We start from the raw sequence: 17,396 nt of genomic DNA, 5'->3' as shown, positions 1-17,396 counted from the left end.
AGAGGTAGCGTCACATCGTGACATCGACCGCGACAGCCCTCACCATCCGGCTCGTCCGCACCGAGGAGTTCGCTCGGGCGGGCGAGCTGACCGCCCGTGCCTACCGGCACAGCTACGGCGAGCTCTCGGAGCACTACCTCGCCTCGCTGCGCGACGTCGCCACACGCGTGCAGAGCGGCGACGTGTGGGTGGCGGTGGATGGCGGCGGGCGCGCGGATGCCGCCGCAGATACCGCTGCCGAGGGCGACATCCTCGGAACCGTGTGGGTCGCTCGGCCGAATCGGCCGCTCGCCGGCATCGCCCGGCCGGGGGAGACCGATTTCCGACAGCTCGCCGTCGCACCCGAGGCGCGCGGCCGCGGCGTCGGCGAGGCGCTCGCCCGGCACGTCATCGAGCTGGCCCGCGAGCGCGGGTCGCACCGCGTCGTCATGAACAGCGGGCCCGAGATGACCGCCGCGCACGCGCTCTACGCCAAGCTCGGTTTCTCGCGCCTGCCCGAACGCGAGGGACGAATCGAGGTCGAGCCGGGCCGTTTCGTCGAGCTGCGCGCGTTCGGCTACGACCTCGAGCCGGAGCCCTCGGCCTCGACCGGCACCGCCTCGACCGGCACCCCCGCGGCCGGCCCGGCGCCGACCTGGCTCCTCGAGCACACCGACTATGGTGACCCGCGTGCGGTCGCCCTGCGCGCCGAGATGGACCGCGAGGTCGGCCCGCGCTACGCCGACCGCTTCGACGAGACCGATCCCGAAGCCGCCGCCCGATCCGCTCGCGCTTTCGCTCTCGACCCCGAGACGATCGTCGCGACGGTGCTCGTGACGGATGCCGCGGGCGAGGCGCTCGGTCACGGTGCGCTGCGCGACCTCGAGCACGACGGCATCCGCGACCTCGAGATCAAGCGCGTGTACGTGCACCCGCGGGCTCGCGGGCTCGGCGCGAGCCGTGCTCTCATCGCCGAGCTCGAACGCATCGCGCGCGACCGCGGCGCCGCGCGCGTCATCCTGCAGACCGGCGACCGCCAGCATGACGCCGTCGTGCTGTACGAGCGCCTCGGGTACACGCCGATCCCGATCTACGCCCCCTACACCGAGTACACGTTCTCCCGCTGCTTCACCAAGCCCCTGTAGCTAGCGCACGTCGCGCGCGCTGCGCACGCCGAGCACGCACCGCTTCCGTGAGCACGCACGATAGGCGGTGCGTTCTCGGCGAGACGAGGCGTTCTCGCCGGCATCATCCGGGCCGGCGCTGCATCATCCGGGCCGGAATTCCATCCGTTGCGGGCTCGGCGACGAAGACACTATGCACGGTAGGAGTGATCTGCCGATCGAGAGGCGACAGCGATGGCGAAATCGACCGCATCCGCGAACGAGGCGAAGACCCGGCGCGGGGTCTGGGCCCTGTGGAGCGCGCTCGCCGGCATCGTCAGCGCTGCCGCCTTCCTCGCCGTAGCCGAGCTGGTCGCGCTCCTCGTCGCGCGTGAGAGCAGCCCGATCCTCGCCGTGGGCGCCTTCGTCATCGATATCGTGCCGCAGCCGCTCAAGGAGTTCGCGATCGCGACGTTCGGCTCGGCCGACAAGATCGTCCTGCTCGGCAGCCTCGCGCTCGCCGTCGTGGTCGCCGCCGCGATCGCCGGCATCCTGCAGTTCTTCGCCCGGCCGTTCGGGGTCATCGTCATCGCCCTCGCCGGGGTGATCTCGACGGCCGCCATCGTCACTCGCACCGGAGCCAGCCCGCTCGCCTTCGTGCCGCCCGTGATCGGGACGCTGGCCGGAGTGATCATCCTCGTCTTCCTCATCACGCGCCTCCGGCGCTGGGCGGGCGCAGCGGGCGCCGCGGATGTCGCGGCTGCCGCGGATGCCGTCAACCCGACCACCCCGGCGTACCCGGCCGCTGAGCAGCGCGGGCTCGGTCGGCGATCGTTCCTGGTCGCCACGGGAGGCGTGGGCCTCGCCGCCGTCATCGTCGGAGTCGGCGCCCGCCTGCTCAATGCGACGTCGGCTTCGGTCGACGCGCTCCGCCGTGAGCTGCGCATCCCGGAGCCGCGGTCGACCGTCACGATCCCCGACGGCGCCGAGCTGGATGTCGAGGGGATCTCGCCCCTCATCACCCCGAACGCCGACTTCTACCGCGTCGACACGGCCCTCACGGTGCCGTCGGTCGACCCGACCACGTGGCGTCTCGTCATCGACGGCATGGTCGATCAGCGCGTCGAGCTGAGCTTCGACGATCTCGTCGGCATGGGGCTCGACGAGTACGCCGTCACGCTCACGTGCGTCTCGAACGAGGTCGGCGGTGGCCTGGTGGGCAACGCCATCTGGCAGGGCATCCCGATCCGCGACATCCTGCGCATGGCGGGCCCGCAGTCGGGCGCCGACATGGTGCTGTCCAAGAGTGTCGACGGGTACACGGCATCCACCCCGCTCGAAGCCTTGACCGACGACTCGCGCGACGCGATCTTCGCCGTCGCGATGAACGGCGAGCCACTGCCCCTCGAGCACGGCTTCCCGGTGCGCATGGTGGTTCCCGGTCTGTACGGCTACGTCTCGGCGACCAAATGGGTCACCGAGCTCAAGGTCACCACGTTCGAGGCCGACGAGGCCTACTGGACCCCGCGCGGGTACGCAGCCGAAGCGCCGATCAAGTTCTCGTCCCGCATCGACACCCCGCGCACGGGCACACCGGTCGCCGCGGGCACCGTCGCCATCGCCGGAATGGCCTGGGCGCAGACGGTCGGCATCGACCGCGTCGAAGTGCGGATCGACGACGGCGACTGGCAGGCTGCGACCATTTCGACGCCGATCAACGCCGACACCTGGGTCCAGTGGATGCTGGAGTGGCAAGCCGAAGCCGGCACCCACTACGTCGAGGTGCGAGCCGTCAACAAGAACGGCGACACGCAGGTCGAGGAGCGCGCCCCGATCGCGCCCGACGGTTCGAGCGGTTGGCAGCGCGTGCTGGTGACGGTCTCCGCCTGACCGGCTCCCCACGCCTGTCGACTCGCCAGGAAGTGCGGATGCTGCCCCCGCGCACTCGCCATTCGTGGCGAGTCGACGAAGGGGAAGGGGGAGCAGGGGGCTACGCGAGGCGAGCGAGCGGCGTAGTGGCGCCGAGGACCGCGTCGACGATCGCTCCTGCCGTGCGGTCGGTCTGGCGGATCGAGAGCGCGTTCGATCCCGGGCGGGTGAAAGCACCGCTCTCGGGCAGCGACGTGAACGGGCCGAGCGCGAAGGCGGATGCCGTCGGTGAGCCGTCCCGCCGCAGTACCCGGCCGTCGGCATCGGTGAGCACGCGTACCTCCGCCCCCTGCTGGCGGGCCAGCGCTCGCAGCACGCGGTTCTCGCTCACGGCGGCTCCCGGCCCGGGCAGCCACGCGTCGACGAGGCTGCCCGCGACGGTCTCGCCCGGGACGCGACGGCTGGAGGCGACGAAGCCGCGCTCCGGATCGATGCGGACCTCGATCTCGGGCCCGAGGAAGCGAACGATCCCGGCATCGGCGAGGGCCACGAGCTCCTCGAGCCGGTGCGGGGGCGGGCCGCTTGCGACGTAGCTGAAGAAGGTGTGCCACCGGACCGGCAGCGATCGTGTGCGCGAGTGCTCGTTCCACCGATCGGCGGGGATCTCGGCAAGCGCGAGGAACGACAGCAGCGCTGCGAGGAAGACGCCCTGCGCGGCGCTGCGTTCCGGGGCCGTACGCAGATGCAGGTCGGTGACGATGTGCGCGCGCACCCGCTCGTGCGCGTCGTCGCCGTCGACGAAGGCCGCGGCGGCCAGCGGCCGGTCGAACGAGGCGACGTCGAACCGGTCGAGCGGATCGGGGACCGCCGCCGCGATCGCGTCGAGCAGGGCGGGGTCGTCCCACGCGTGCGACCGCAGCACCGCACGGAACGTCGTCCAATCGCCGACGACGCGGTCGGGGTGTCCCGTGAACAGCTCGCGGTAGTGCCCGTGGAGCAGCTCGCCCGCGATGAGCGGCCAGACATCGGCCTCGAAGTCGATGACACCGGGGCGGGCCACAAGCTCGGCGATCGCCGCGGGCGTCAGCACCTCGCGTTGGGATGCCTCGCCGCGCAGCGCCGACGACACCTTCGAACGGTAGGGAACGCCCCGCCGCGATCCGAGGTGCAGACGCGGCTCGCGTCCCGACGGCACGTACCGCAACCCGTCGCCCTTCTCGACGAAGCGGCCGCCGCGGCCTTGGGTGAGCAGCACCACGAGGTCGACCGCGGCGAGTCCCATGCCGCGCACGATGACGTCGTCGCCGGCCCCGAGCTGCGAGAGGTCGGCGTCGGCGGTGAAGGCGGGCGGCACATAGTGCAGCCGCGCGCGGCGCGCCCCGGCGATGAGGCCGGCGGTGACGGCATCCGGTTCACGACCGGTGTGACCGAGCGCGAAGACGACACCGTCGGCTTCGATCTCGAGCCCGCTCGCCAGGGTCACGCGGTTCTCCGGGCTCACGCTTGCGACCGTGTCGCGGCGCCATCGCACCGTGACCCCCGGGGGCGCCTCGGCGACCGTGCGCCGGTAGAACCACTCCAGGTAGTAGCTGTGCAGTCGGCGCGTGGGAAAGCTCTCGCCGTGCAGCCCGCGCGCCTCGGCAGCGGCGACCTCGTCGTCTATCTCGATGCCTTGACCGGCCGCAGCCAGCTCGCCGCTGCGCCAGAGCTCGGCCCATTCGATGAGCGAGGGGCCGGGACGGATCGGACCGTCGATCGTGCAGCTTTCGTCGGTGAAGACCGTCACGTCGCGCGCCATCGAATTGAGCTTCAGCAGCGGCGACTGCGCGCGCCGCCAGATGCGGCCGGCTCCCGGAGGATGCGGGTCGACCAGCTCGACATGCAGGCGCGGCGCGCCGACCGCGCGCGCATCCGCCGCATCCCCTGCGCCCGCCGCGGCGCCGAACCGCGCGACGATCCGCTCGAGGAGCATGATCGCCCGCGGGCCGGCGCCGACGAAGACCAGCCGGTGGACGCTCACGCCGGTACGGATGCGGGTGCCGGAACCACGGCCGGCAGCCCGAGCAGGTCGCGCAGCGTCGCTCCCTCGTCGTACGAGTCGCGGTACGACCCGCGCTCCTGCAGGAGGGGGACGACGCGCGTGGCGAACTCGTCGAGGCCGTGCGGGGTGAGGTGCCCGACGACGGTGAATCCGTCGGTCGCCCGCTCCTGCACGTAGCGGTCGATCTCGCCCGCGATGTGCTCGGGGGTGCCCACGAATGTGTGCTTGGCCGTCAGCCGGATGACGAGCTCGCGCACGCTCAGCCCCTCGGCTTCCGACAGCTCCCGCAGCGACGCGATCCGCGCCTGCACGGCCTTGTGGCGATTGGCCCAGCCGCGTGCGGTCTCCGAGCCGGTGTCGGGCTCGACGTCGGGCAGCGGGCCGTCGGGGTCGTAGCCGCTGAGGTCGCGGCCCCAGACCTGCTCGAGGTAGGTCAACGCCTGCTCGGGCCGCACCTGCTGCAGGGCGATCTCACGCGATCGTTCGCGCGCCTCGGCATCCGTGTCGCCGATGACGAACGTCGCCGCGGGCAGGATCTTCAGCGAGTCCTCGTCACGCCCCCACGCGGCCAGGCGCCCCTTGACGTCGTCGTAGAACACGCGGGCCGCATCGAAGTCCTGGTGCAGCGAGAAGATGACTTCGGCGTGCTCGGCTCCGAAGTCGCGTCCGTCGGCGGAGTCACCGGCCTGCACGATCACGGGGCGCCCCTGCGGCGAGCGGGGCACGTCGAAGAGGGCGTCGACGTCGAACTGCGGGCCGGAGTGGCGGATGCGGCGGGGCGGCGCTTCGCCCTCGTCCCACGAGTCCCAGAGCTTCTTCGACAGGGCGGCGAACTCCTTTGCACGCTCATACCGGTCGGCGTGGTCGAGGAACCCGCCGCGGCGGAAGTTCGCGCCGTGGAAGGCGTCGGAGCTCGTCACGGCGTTCCATCCGGCGCGGCCGTCCGAGAGGTGGTCGAGTGTCGCGAGCTGACGGGCGAGCTCGTACGGCTCGTTGAACGTCGTGCTCAGGGTGCCGACGAGACCGACGTGGTCGGTGACGGCGGTCAGCGCCGCCAGGATCGCGAGGGTGTTCGGGCGGCCCAGCACGTCGAGCTCGTGCACGCGGCCCTTGTGCTCGCGGAGGCGCAGGCCCTCGGCGAGGAACACGTAGTCGAAGAAGCCGCGCTCGGCCGAGCGCGCGAAGTACTCGAATGCGGCGAAGTCGATCTGGCTGCCCGAGGCGGGGTCGGTCCACACCGTGGTGCTGTTGACGCCGGGGAAGTGTGCGGCCAGGTGGATCTGGCGGGGCGAGCGGCTCACAGGGCGACCTTCTCTCGTGTCGGGGCGGACTCGTTGGCGGAGTCGTGCGCGGGGCCGGCGTACCTGCTCGCGGGACGCGGCAGGCCGAGCCGGCCGCGCAAGGTGGTGGCGTCGTCGTCGCGCAGCACACGGGTCGCGCGCAGCAGCGGGGCGAGACGCTCGGCGATCGCGACGACGTCATCGGGCTGGCGTGCCGGCCGCAGCCGCACACCGTCGACGCCGGTCTCTGCGAGGGCCCGGATGTGCTCGGCGACCTCGGTCGGCGTGCCGGCGACGACCCGCGCGTCCGAGCGGAACTCGCCTCCGACGAGGTCGTCGAGCCGCGCGAGCGCGTCGCGTGCAGCCGCACTCGTCTCCTCGACGAGCACGATCACGTCGGCGAACACGCGCAGGCGCTCGCCAGAGCGGCGCAGCTCGGCGGCGGCTCCGTCGAGCTCGGCGAGGATGCCGGTCGCGGCGGCCGCATCGTGGGGCGTGACGAACACGACGTCGGCGTGCTCGGCGGCGAGGCGGAACGGCACGGTCTGGTGCGCGAGTACCGAGATGATGGGGCGGCCCTGGGGCGAGCGGGGCACGATCGAGGCCCCGGTGATCGAGAAGAACTCGCCCGCGACGTCGATGTTGTGGATGCGGTCGGCGTCGACGAAGCGGCCGCTCGCGGCATCCCGGATGATCGCATCGTCCTGCCACGAGTCCCACAGGCGCCCGAGCGCGTCGGCGACCTCGCCCGCCTCGCGGAACCCGGTCTCGAGATCGATCTCGTCGCGCCGCCCGAAGTTCGCGCGCTCCGCGGCCGACCCGCCGACGACGAGCCGCACGCCCGCGCGGCCACGACTGGCGAAGTCGAGCGTCTGGATGCCGGTGGCGACGTGGAACGGCTCGGTGTGCGTCGTCGTGACCGTCGGGATCAGCCCGATCCGGTGCGTGAGCGGCGCGAGCGCGGAGGCCAGCAGCACCGCGTCGATACGCCCGTGCAGCCACCCGGGGTCGGGGTCGTTCGCGTCTTCCAAGCGGTCGGTCAGCGAGAGCGCGTCCTCGATGGTCGCGAGAGTCACGCCCGCCCCGTCGAGGAGTCGCACCTGGTCGGCCCAGTGACGGGATGTGGTGAACGCGCGCGGCGAGAGCCCGGACGCGCGCCACGCGGCGGGGTGCCAGCCGGCCCGCTCGAGAGCGACGGCGAGATGGATGCGGTGAGACATGAGCCCACTGTCGACCTCGCCCCGAGCGCTGCCAAGGCCGCCCGTCATCCGGCGACACCTGTCGTAACCGGGGTTCGCGTCGCGCGCTCAGATCACATCAGGTCAGGCGCTGCGCAGCCGGTACCGCGTCGCCACAGCCCCCGAGCGGAATGCTGTGCGGTCGACCGCTTCGAGCTCGATCTGCCCGTGCAGGCCCGCGAGCAGCGTCGGCCCCCGTCCCGCGACGACGGGGTGCACGACGAACTCGAACTCGTCGATGAGGCCGAGGTCCGCCAGGGCGGTGGGCAGCATGACGCCGCCGACCCAGAGCCCGGCGCCCGGCTCGGCCTTCAGCGCTCGGACGGCGGTCTCCAGGTCGCCCGAGATGAGCTCGGCGTTCCAGTCGGGATCGCCAAGGGTCGACGACACGACGAACTTCCGGGCGCCGTCGATGGCCTCGGCGAATCTGATCTCGGCGTCATCCATCCACTCGGGCCACTCGCCCGAGGCGGGCCGTCGCCAGGCGGCGGCCATCATCTCGTACGTCACGCGGCCGAGCAGCAACGCGTCGACCCCGGCCATCTGCGCCGTCCAGTAGCCCATCGATTCTTGGTCGGGCGGCAGCCCCGCCTCATGGTGGCAGCACCCGTCGAGCGTCACATTGATCGAGTACCGCAGAGGTCTCATGCCGCATCCCGTCTGCGGCGGATGACGCCGCGACGCCAGTCTGGACCCGCGGGCATCGATATGCGAGGGGTCCAGGCCAGGAGGACGGCGAAGACGACACGTGTCGCGAGCAGGACCCCCCAGATGGCCTCGGCCGAGCCGGAACGTGTGACGGCGAGCAGCGTCAGCCCCGACCCACCGACCGCCCCGTACGCGATCACGAGGGCGGGCAGCCCAGCCGCTGTCGACAGCGCGATCTTGCGGTAGGAGTACAGGACACTTGCCCACGGTTCGATGAGCAGTTGCACGGCCATCATCGCGACGATCAGCCAGCCGAGCTGGTCGAAGACCGGCAGAGCCAGGCGCGAGATCGTCAGCGCCACCGCGATCGCCGCGAGCAGGACGAGACAGTTCGCCTGCACCGTCGACAGGCGCATGGCCCGCCCGCGCCCGAGCCCGCGCCCGCCGCCTCCCCCGCGCTCGGCGATGACGAATCTTGCCCCGACCACGCCGAACTGCTTCAGCGGGACGATGACGGAGCGCATCACCGCCACCGACAGCGCGACCACCGCACCGTCGGCGGGGGAGTGCGCAGTGGCCACCATGATCGCTGCCGTGAAGGTCACCAGGAAGACCAGTCCGTCGACCGACGCGGCCGCGCGCTCGCCGAGTGACCGGATGACGGCGACGGGATGCGCGAGAGCCTCACGCGCCGCCGACGCCACCATGCGCCACGAGATCATGTCCGCTCGCGCGAGCTGTGATCCGCGCACCAGCACTCCCAGGATCGACACGACCGACGTCGTGGCGCCGACGGCAGCCACAGCCGCGAGCGGTGGGACGCCGAGCGCGACGACGACGGCCGCGACGGCGGCTTTCACGAGCGTTCCGGTGACCGCGGTGATCAGGTTGGTGCCGTCGCGGTGCTGCGCCTGGAACGCGCCGTTGAAGACGAAGCCGATCGGCGTGAGCACCGTCGCCGGGATGGTGGCGATCCAATAGACGGCGAAGTACCCGCCCGCGTCCGAGCGCGAGACGACCGGACTGAGGAGCGCGATCGCGATAGCGGCCAGCAGCAGAAGCATCGCCGCCCCCACCGCCCCCGTCAACTCTCCTTCGAGGGAGTGCCCCGCCGTGCGCGCGCGGATGGTGGTGACCACGAAACCGGATGCCACGACCGTCACGATCGCGGCGGTGGAGCCTCCCAGGCCGATCGCCGCCTGGACCTCGTCGGAATAGGCGATCGCCATGACGAGCAGGATGACGACGCTGCCGATCCCCGGCAGGAACATCGCGGATGCCGCCAGCGCGGCACGCCCCAGGTAGTCGCGCCTCACAACTCGATACTGTCAGCAACCCGATTGGCCTGCCCAGCGCCGTTGAGGCTTGCTCTGCCGGTTCCGGCAGGTTCTCGTCGTCTCTGGCTGCCGATAGCGTCGGGCGGGTGGATCTCCAGCGCGCAGCAGACCTGGCCATCGCCCTCGCCCGTGAAGCCGGCGACGTCGCCGTCGCGGAGCGGGCGACCGCCCGCATCGACGCGAAGGGCGACGGCGCCGACCTCGTGACGCACGTCGATCGCGAGACAGAGCGGCGGATCGTCGAGGCCCTGCGGCGCGCGTATCCGGAGCACGCGATCCTCGGCGAGGAGGGCGGCGAGCAGGGCAGCGACGAGGGCGAGTACCGCTGGCTCATCGACCCGCTCGACGGCACGCACAACTACGTGCTGGGGCTCGATGTCTACGGCGTCTGCATCACGCTCTGCCAGCGCGACCGTCCGGTGATGGCGGTCGTCCACGACTCACCGCGGCGCCGCACGTTCTGGGCCATCGAGGGGAGCGGGGCATTCACCGCCGGCGACTCCGACGAATCCGGATCCACCGCACCGCGCCTCGTCATCGAGGGGGCGGGTGCGCTCGCTCACGAGACCGTCGCCTTCACACAGGGTTACGACGTCGGCCATGACGACCCGCGTCGCAACGAGCTGTTCGATCGCCTCGAGCGCGGCACGAAGCGGGTCCTGCGCAGCTGGGCTCCGTCGTCGGACTGGGCGCTGCTCGTGACGGGCGGGCTCGGCGCCCTCGTGGCCTACCGCAACGAGATCTGGGACCTCGTCGGCGGCGCGCTCATCGCGACCGAGGCGGGAGCGGCATCCTGGACCTCGGCCGACGGCGACCTCGTCATCGTCGGCCGACCGGATGTCGTCACGGCGTTGCGCGAGCTCGTCACTCGCTGACCGGCACGACGATCGGCAGCTCGCGCACCGGCACCAGCACGATGTCCTGCACCTTCCAGTCGAGCTCGACGCAGCCTTCGCGCGCCGCTTCCAGCTCGTCGAGGGTCGGCATCCGACCGTCGCGCGGCACGACGAACGACTCGACGTGGAACACGTGTCCCTCGTCACGCACCCGGCTGCCCGCCGCCGACACCCACGGGAGGCTCGCGAGGTAGGCGTCGATCTCGCCCGCGAGCGGATGAGGCTCAGCATCGTCGAACGTCGTCGCTCGCGCGTCCATGAGGTCGATGATCGCGGCCCGCAGGTTCTTCAGCCCGTCGCGCAGGATGCCCGCCGCGATGAAGAGCGCCGCCGCCGCGTCGAGCCACCACAGCCCGAGGCCGATGCCCGTGACGCCCACGATGGACCCGACCGCGGTCATCCAGTCGGCCTTATTCATGTCGGCATCGGCGTAGAGCACCTTGTTGTGCAGCTCGCGCGCCAGCGTGATCTTCGCGCGCCCGAGCAGGACAGGCGGCACGGCTGTCAGCGCCATGACCCCGATCATCAGCCACCCGAGCCAGATCGACGCGCCGAACAGTTCGACCGTGCCGATCGTCGGGTGCTCGCCGCTCAGCAGCCCGATGCCCGACTCGACGATCAGGTAGGTGCCCATCGTGGTCAGGGCGACAGCGGCGACGAGGTGACCGACTCCGACCGAGCGGTGATAGCCGTACGGATGCCGCAGCGTCGGTCGTCGCCGGTTGACGCGGATCGCGATGAGGAACGCCAGCGGCGGGATGAACGACAGCAGGTCCTCGATCCACGCCGCCTTCATCGCCTGCGAGTTGCCGAGCACGAGGAAGACGAGGGTCACGGTGACCGCCAGGAACCCGATCGTGATCCATTCGAGCCGCACCGCGCGGCGAAGCACCTCGACCTGACGTTCCGGCAGCTCGGTCTGTCCGAACCGCACCTCCGACCGGTTCACAGCTCTCCCGCTCTCGCCCGCTCCGAGAGGAAGGTCTCGAGGCGCGACAGGAACGCGTTCTCGCCGAGCGGCACGAGCATGACGACCTTCAGCGTGCTGCCGTCCTTCGCGGTCGCCTCCGCGTACGGGCGTGTGACACCCGCCTTGTCTGTCCACGGGGTCTGGTCGGTGATGCCGCCCGCGATGAGATCGAGCCCGCCGTTCTCGAGTTCGCGCACGAGCGCCTCCTCCGACCCGACGGTCCATTCCACGTCGGCGTCGAGCGAGTCGGCGAAGACTCGGATCGCATCGGGCTCGCTGCCCTGCGGTTCTTCGCCGTCGACCTTCACCCATTCGCCGTCGGGGGAGACCCCGGCCCGAAGCGTCCCTCCCTCGACCGAGGTGAGCGTGCCCGACGGGTCGGTCGGTATCGACAGCCCGCACCCCGCGAGTGCGAACGACGACGTCAGTAGCAACAGGACCGCGCCGACCGCTGTGGCGAGCCGGTGGTGCATGAGACCCTCCTCCATAGGCGTCTGGTGTGGGTATGCGATCTGCATCCCCACTCTGGCGCGCGTGTTGCGATCGCCGTAAGGGGGTTGCGCCCGTGTCGATAGGATGGGGTGCAATCCCTCCTCGACAGAAAGGGAGATCCGCATGCCGGGAATCGTCATCGTCGGCGTCCAGTGGGGCGACGAGGGCAAGGGCAAGGCCACCGACCTGTTGGGCGATCGCACCGACTGGGTCGTCAAGTTCAACGGCGGCAACAACGCCGGGCACACCGTCGTCATCGGTGACGAGAAGTACGCCCTGCACCTGCTGCCGAGCGGCATCCTCTCGCCGGGCGTCAACGCCGTCATCGGCAACGGCGTCGTCGTCGACCTCGAGGTGCTCTTCGCCGAGCTCGAGGCGCTGTCGGCGCGCGGGCTCGACATCTCTCGCCTCAAGGTCAGCGCCAACGCGCACCTCATCACGCAATACCACCGCACGCTCGACAAGGTGACCGAGCGCTTCCTCGGCAAGCGCCAGATCGGCACGACCGGCCGCGGCATCGGACCGGCCTATGCCGACAAGATCAACCGCGTCGGCATTCGCGTGCAAGACCTCTTCGACGAGAACATCCTGCGCCAGAAGGTCGAGGGAGCCCTCGACCAGAAGAACCACCTGCTGGTCAAGGTGTTCAACCGTCGTGCGATCACCGCCGACGAGATCGTCGAAGACCTGCTCTCGTACGCCGAGCGTCTGCGGCCCATGGTGTGCGACACGGGCCTGCTGCTGAGCAACGCGCTCGACAACGGCGACGTCGTCGTCTTCGAGGGCGGGCAGGCGACCATGCTCGACGTCGACCACGGCACCTACCCCTTCGTCACGTCGTCGTCGGCGACGGCCGGCGGCGCCGCCACCGGTGCGGGCGTCGGACCCAACCGTCTCGACCGCATCGTCGGCATCGTCAAGGCGTACACGACGCGCGTCGGGTCGGGCCCGTTCCCGACCGAGCTGTTCGACGAGAACGGCGACTTCCTCCGGTCGCGCGGATTCGAGTTCGGCACGACGACCGGCCGCCCCCGCCGTGTCGGCTGGTACGACGCCCCGATCACGCGGTACGCGACGCGGATCAACGGCATCACCGACCTCGTGCTCACCAAGCTCGACATCCTCACCGGGCTCGACCGCATCCCGGTCTGCGTCGCATACGACGTCGACGGCGAGCGGTTCGACGAGGTGCCGGTCAACCAGTCCGACTTCCACCACGCCAAGCCGGTGCTCGAGTACTTCCCCGGTTGGAAGGAAGACATCTCGACGGCGCGCACGTTCGACGACCTCCCCATCGCCGCCCAGGAGTACGTGCTGGCGCTCGAGAAGATGAGCGGAACGCGCATCTCGGTGATCGGTGTCGGGCCCGCCCGCGACGCCGTCATCGTCCGCCACGACCTCGTCGACTGACGTGCGGCTGCTGCTCGGCGGCTACACCACCGACATGGGCGGCGATGCCGCGGGCATCGGCCTGGTCCACGCCGGCGACCCCGACGGCCCGACCGCGGACGGCCAGCTCTCGTTGCGCACCGAGGTCGTGGCCACGTCGTCGCCGTCGTGGCTCGCCCGCCATCCGCGTCTGGACGTCGTCTACGCCGCGCTCGAGTTCCGCGGTGAGGTGCAGGCCTACCGGCGCACGGGTCCCGACGCGTGGATGCCGCTCGGGCGCCCGGTCGCCGCCGGTGAGGCCGTGTGTCACGTCGCCGTCGCCCCCGACGGAGCCTCGCTCGTCGCCAGCTGCTGGAGCGACGGCCGCGTCGTCCGCATGAGCATCGACGACGCCGGCGTCCCGTCGGCTCCGGTGATCGCGCCCGCCGCGGTCGACCCCTACGGACCCGTTGCTTCGGCGGAGCCGGCCGCGGACGACCTCGATCTCGCCGCTGCCGCGCGGGCTCTGCGCGAGGCCGCCGGTCCCGAGTTCGCCCATCTGGTGCCCGGCTCGGACGCGCCCGCCGCGCCGCATCCCGGTCCGGATCAGGAATCCGAGGCCGCACGCCCGTCTCGGTCGCACCAGGCGCGTCACCTGCCGGGCGGTCTGATCGTGACGACCGACATGGGGCTCGACCTCGTGCGGTTCTGGCGTGACAGTCCGCGCGGGCTCCGGCTCGTCGGGCAGGTCACGCTGCCGCTCGGCAGCGGACCGCGTCACACCCTCTGGCATCCGAGCGGTCACCTGTACGTCCTCACGGAACTATCTCGCGAGGTGGTCGTGCTCGGCGCCGATCGCGCCGGGGAATGGCGGATGCTGTCGGCGACAGGCCTCATCGGTTCCCTCGACGACGACACAGCTGCTGAGATCGCCATGACGCCCGACGGTGAGACCGTCTACGCGGGCATCCGCGGCAGCAACACCCTCGGGGTGCTGCGCGTTCGCGGCACCGGTGACCGGCTCGAGCAACTCGCCCTCGTCGATGCCGGCGTCGATTGGCCGCGCCACCACGTCGTCGTCCGAGACACCCTGCTCGTCGCCGGGCAGCTCTCGGGCGAGGTGGTGTCGATGACGCGCGACCCGCGAACCGGGGTGCCGGGGCGCGTGCGTCACCGCGTCGCAGCCCCCAGCCCGACCTGCATCCTGCCGGTGGCGTGATTCCCGGTCCCGCGAACGGGGGCCGCTATCAGAGTCAGTGCGGCAGTTTCTTCGCGTCCTGACGCGGAATGACGATCTGGTTGATGATCAGCAGGATCGACGCCGTGACGGGGATCGCGACGAGCGCGCCCAGCAGACCCAACAGGGTGCCGCCGACGAGAGCCCCGATGACCACGAGCGATCCGGGAACCGAGACGGTGCGGTTCATGACGCGCGGGGTGAGGACGTATGCCTCGACCTGCATGTACAGCAGGTACGCGGCCGCGAAGATGATCGCCGGCAACGGCGCGGTGGGATTCGTCAGCAGCGTGATGACGGATGCCCCGACCCAGAAGATCACTGTTCCCACGAGCGGGATCAGCGTGATCGCGAACGCGAGCACAGCCATCAGGGCCGCGAACGGCACCCCGAGGATGGTCAGCAGGATGAAGCCGAAGGTCGCGTTCATGAGGGCGAGCACGACCATGCCCGACAGGTAGCCGCCGATCGACTCGGTGATCTGCCGGGTCATGTCGGCGACGGTCGAGCGGGAGCGTGCGGGCGAGATGCGCACCAGCGCGTTCTTCATGCGGGGGAGCGACGCCAGGAAGTACAGGCTGAGCACGAGCACGATGATCGACCCCGAGATGGCGGTCACGACGTTCACGCCGACCTGCAGCAGCCCGCCGCCGATCGCGGCGATGTTCGACGGGTTGGTGACGAAGCTCTGCACCTCGTTCAGCACGTCGCTCAGGCTGTCGCCGAACGTGTTCTCGAGCCAGCGCACCGTATCGCTGCGCAGCATGTCGTTGACGATCGACGGCACATCCTTGGCGAACTGTTCGACCTGGCGCACCACCGGTGGCAGGACGACCCACAGGATGCCGGCGATGATGAGCGCGAGCGCGGCGAACGTGATGACGATGCCCCAGGCGCGCGGGATGCCGCGGCGCACGAGGAACCGCACCACCGGGTCGAGCGCCAGCGCGACGAACAACGCGATCGCGACGTAGATGAGGACCGTCGACAGGCTCGAGATCGCCAGCCCCAGAACGATCGCCGCGAGGGCGCCCAGAGCGAGGAAGAAGCCGGCCGCGAACGGGCGGGACAGCGCTCCCCAGAGGGGCTGATCACGCGTGGCCGCTGCGGACACCGGGGCGGTGGGGGCCGCGGGGGCCGGGGTGCTCGGGCGAGGCTTCGTCATGGTCACACTCTAGGGGCGCGGCTTACAGCGCCGCGGTGGGATCGCGCTCGCCCGTCGAGCAGATAGGGTCGGCGGGGGAGGAGCCACCATGACCGACGCCACGACCGAACTCCATCGCCTGCGCGCGAGCATCGACAACATCGACGCCGCGCTCGTGTTCATGCTGGCGGAGCGGTTCCGCTGCACGAAGCAGGTCGGCGAGCTCAAGGCGACTCACGGCATGCCGGCATCCGATCCCGGTCGCGAAGAACGGCAGGTCGCCCGCCTGCGGCGCCTCGCCGAGGAGGCCGACCTCGACCCCGAGTTCGCGGAGAAGTGGTTCGGATTCGTCGTCGCCGAGGTCATCCGCCACCACCGCATCGCGGCGGAGGACATCGCGGACTGAGCCTCAGTCGCCCGCTGCCGCGAGCTGCCGGATCGATCGTTCGATGCCGGCGCGCTGACCGGCGTCGAGATCGAGGAACCCCGTCGCGCGGCTCACCCACAGTCCGAGCGCCGCCGCCACGGCGGTCAGCTGTGCGGGCGTCGCGCCTTCCGGCTGCAGCCAGTGCGCCCGGATGCCCTGCCATCCGTCGTGCATCCGTCGCCCGCCGAGGGTCTCGACCGCCAGCCGCAGTTCGGCGGGTGTCGCATCTCCTTCGAGCATGCCTGCGACGAAAGCAGCGAGCCGGTGCGGAGGATCGTCGGGCGCTCCGGCGAGATGGGATGCCGCTGACTCCGCCCAGCCGTCGATCAGTCGCCCCGCGACGGCCTCGAGGATCAGCTGCCGCGTGGCGAAGTGGTAGACGATGCCGCTCTTGGTCAGCCCGGTCCGTGCCGCGAGGTCGTCGAAGGTGACCGAATCCGCGCCCGAGTCTGCGAACAGCTCGACGGCCGCGTCGACGATGAGCTCGCGATTACTGGGACGCACCATCTGCTCCGCTCGACTCCGCGTGGCCGCCGCGCCACATGGCCAGGGGTCCGGCCCCGTCGGGCCAGGGGACCCTCGTCAGGGGCACGAAGCCGTGCCGACGATAGAGCGCGGTCGTGCGGGCGTTCGACGATTCCAGGTACGCGGGCGAGCCGTCGGCGTCGACGACCTCGAGTCGTGACGCGAGCAGTGTTCTGCCGATGCCGCCGCCGGTAGCGTCCGGCGCGACGCCGACCGCCTTGAGGTACCAGTGCGGCACGGCCGGCCGGTGCGCGTCGATCGCGTCCGAGACGCGAAGAGCCCGGGCCAGACCGCCGAGGCCGATCGCCCGCACGTACTCCGGCAGGGCGGCCGTGCGCATCCCGGTCTCGCCGGGGGCGGACCACACCGCGACGCCGAGGAGCCTGCCGGTGTCGGGATCGCGCACACCGTCGACCGTGCCGTTCTGCAACGGACCACCGAGGAGGACGGCGCGGAACAGGCGGTGGCGCGCGCGTTCGTCGTCGCCGCGTTCCTGCAGGAGGGCCCGCGTCGGGGCGTCTTCGGCGAACGCGCGGGTCAGCAGATCAGCCGCCGCGTCGATCTCTCCGCGAGCGACGGGTGTGACGGTGCGGGTCGTCGGGGGGATAGGCGTGCGAGTCATGGATAAACTGTACGTGTACTACACATACAGTTACCTGAGAAGGACCACCGGTTTGCCTGCGCGGGCGCGCGCGTTTACCGGAAGTGCCGATCAGAGGTCAAATCGTCGGTTCGATTTGCGACCTCCCCGGGAACGTGAAACGTTGGATGCGGCCCACAGCGGGCCCCTACCCGACCAGTCCGCGGTCGTTGGTGGCAGTCCCTGTGGGTGCCAGACCGGC

At 70.9% G+C, this 17,396-nt stretch carries 16 protein-coding genes; 6 read left to right on the top strand and 10 right to left on the bottom strand.

The window, feature by feature from the left end; all coding sequences use genetic code 11:
• The first annotated feature begins 17 nt into the window (after positions 1-17).
• Both DEU36_RS16200 and DEU36_RS08980 read left to right on the top strand, forming a co-directional pair.
• Positions 18-1,124: a GNAT family N-acetyltransferase gene (locus DEU36_RS16200; RefSeq protein WP_220700908.1), complete on the top strand. Its 1,107-nt coding sequence runs from the start codon at positions 18-20 to the stop codon at positions 1,122-1,124.
• 213 nt (positions 1,125-1,337) lie between these two features.
• On the top strand, positions 1,338-2,972 hold the full coding sequence (locus DEU36_RS08980; RefSeq protein WP_120263845.1) for a molybdopterin-dependent oxidoreductase: 1,635 nt from the start codon (positions 1,338-1,340) through the stop codon (positions 2,970-2,972).
• A 100-nt stretch (positions 2,973-3,072) separates the two neighbouring features.
• On the opposite strand, the gene DEU36_RS08975 is transcribed toward DEU36_RS08980, so the two are convergent.
• The 5 genes from DEU36_RS08975 to DEU36_RS08955 all read right to left on the bottom strand — a co-directional run bounded on the left by DEU36_RS08975 (position 3,073) and on the right by DEU36_RS08955 (position 9,474).
• Positions 3,073-4,971, bottom strand: coding sequence for an FAD/NAD(P)-binding domain-containing protein (locus DEU36_RS08975; protein WP_220700907.1), 1,899 nt, complete (start codon positions 4,969-4,971; stop codon positions 3,073-3,075).
• A complete protein-coding gene (locus DEU36_RS08970) occupies positions 4,968-6,293 on the bottom strand; it encodes an NtaA/DmoA family FMN-dependent monooxygenase (protein WP_120263844.1) in 1,326 nt (441 codons plus the stop codon). The genes DEU36_RS08975 and DEU36_RS08970 overlap by 4 nt, the downstream gene beginning before the upstream one ends.
• A complete protein-coding gene (locus DEU36_RS08965; protein WP_120263843.1) occupies positions 6,290-7,492 on the bottom strand; it encodes an LLM class flavin-dependent oxidoreductase in 1,203 nt (400 codons plus the stop codon). Before DEU36_RS08965 ends, DEU36_RS08970 begins: the two co-directional genes overlap by 4 nt.
• 102 nt (positions 7,493-7,594) lie before the next feature.
• Complete coding sequence (locus tag DEU36_RS08960; protein WP_120263842.1) at positions 7,595-8,158, bottom strand: dihydrofolate reductase family protein; 564 nt, start codon at positions 8,156-8,158, stop codon at positions 7,595-7,597.
• Positions 8,155-9,474 (bottom strand): hypothetical protein, encoded by a 1,320-nt coding sequence (locus tag DEU36_RS08955; protein WP_120263841.1) that lies wholly within the window; start codon positions 9,472-9,474, stop codon positions 8,155-8,157. The genes DEU36_RS08960 and DEU36_RS08955 overlap by 4 nt, the downstream gene beginning before the upstream one ends.
• Before the next feature lie 107 nt (positions 9,475-9,581).
• On the opposite strand from DEU36_RS08955, the gene DEU36_RS08950 reads away from it, so the two are divergent.
• Positions 9,582-10,370: an inositol monophosphatase family protein gene (locus tag DEU36_RS08950; protein ID WP_183045325.1), complete on the top strand. Its 789-nt coding sequence runs from the start codon at positions 9,582-9,584 to the stop codon at positions 10,368-10,370.
• On the opposite strand, the gene DEU36_RS08945 is transcribed toward DEU36_RS08950, so the two are convergent.
• Both DEU36_RS08945 and DEU36_RS08940 read right to left on the bottom strand, forming a co-directional pair.
• Positions 10,360-11,340, bottom strand: coding sequence for a cation transporter (locus tag DEU36_RS08945; protein ID WP_120263839.1), 981 nt, complete (start codon positions 11,338-11,340; stop codon positions 10,360-10,362). The genes DEU36_RS08950 and DEU36_RS08945 overlap by 11 nt on opposite strands.
• On the bottom strand, positions 11,337-11,834 hold the full coding sequence (locus tag DEU36_RS08940; RefSeq protein WP_259455291.1) for a transporter substrate-binding domain-containing protein: 498 nt from the start codon (positions 11,832-11,834) through the stop codon (positions 11,337-11,339). Before DEU36_RS08940 ends, DEU36_RS08945 begins: the two co-directional genes overlap by 4 nt.
• A 142-nt stretch (positions 11,835-11,976) precedes the next feature.
• Between DEU36_RS08940 and DEU36_RS08935 the strand changes: the two genes are divergently transcribed.
• Together DEU36_RS08935 and DEU36_RS08930 are read left to right on the top strand one after the other, a co-directional pair.
• A complete protein-coding gene (locus tag DEU36_RS08935) occupies positions 11,977-13,263 on the top strand; it encodes an adenylosuccinate synthase (protein WP_120263838.1) in 1,287 nt (428 codons plus the stop codon).
• Positions 13,211-14,440, top strand: a complete 1,230-nt coding sequence (locus DEU36_RS08930; RefSeq protein ID WP_310790733.1) for a beta-propeller fold lactonase family protein — start codon at positions 13,211-13,213, stop codon at positions 14,438-14,440. Before DEU36_RS08935 ends, DEU36_RS08930 begins: the two co-directional genes overlap by 53 nt.
• 34 nt (positions 14,441-14,474) lie before the next feature.
• On the opposite strand, the gene DEU36_RS08925 is transcribed toward DEU36_RS08930, so the two are convergent.
• Complete coding sequence (locus DEU36_RS08925) at positions 14,475-15,623, bottom strand: AI-2E family transporter (RefSeq protein ID WP_120264463.1); 1,149 nt, start codon at positions 15,621-15,623, stop codon at positions 14,475-14,477.
• Between the two features lie 88 nt (positions 15,624-15,711).
• On the opposite strand from DEU36_RS08925, the gene DEU36_RS08920 reads away from it, so the two are divergent.
• Entirely contained in the window at positions 15,712-16,008 is a 297-nt protein-coding gene (locus DEU36_RS08920) for a chorismate mutase (RefSeq protein WP_120263837.1), read from the top strand.
• Between the two features lie 3 nt (positions 16,009-16,011).
• Here the strand turns inward: DEU36_RS08920 and DEU36_RS08915 are convergent, their stop codons facing one another.
• Both DEU36_RS08915 and DEU36_RS16195 read right to left on the bottom strand, forming a co-directional pair.
• Complete coding sequence (locus DEU36_RS08915) at positions 16,012-16,536, bottom strand: TetR/AcrR family transcriptional regulator (protein WP_120263836.1); 525 nt, start codon at positions 16,534-16,536, stop codon at positions 16,012-16,014.
• On the bottom strand, positions 16,520-17,176 hold the full coding sequence (locus tag DEU36_RS16195; protein ID WP_220700906.1) for an N-acetyltransferase: 657 nt from the start codon (positions 17,174-17,176) through the stop codon (positions 16,520-16,522). The genes DEU36_RS08915 and DEU36_RS16195 overlap by 17 nt, the downstream gene beginning before the upstream one ends.
• Between the last annotated feature and the right edge of the window lie 220 nt (positions 17,177-17,396).

The sequence above is a fragment of the Microbacterium sp. AG238 genome, assembly GCF_003610405.1.
GTDB lineage: Bacteria > Actinomycetota > Actinomycetes > Actinomycetales > Microbacteriaceae > Microbacterium.
Note: the sequence above shows the minus strand (reverse complement) of the source record. Positions and strands in the feature narration are given on the sequence as shown.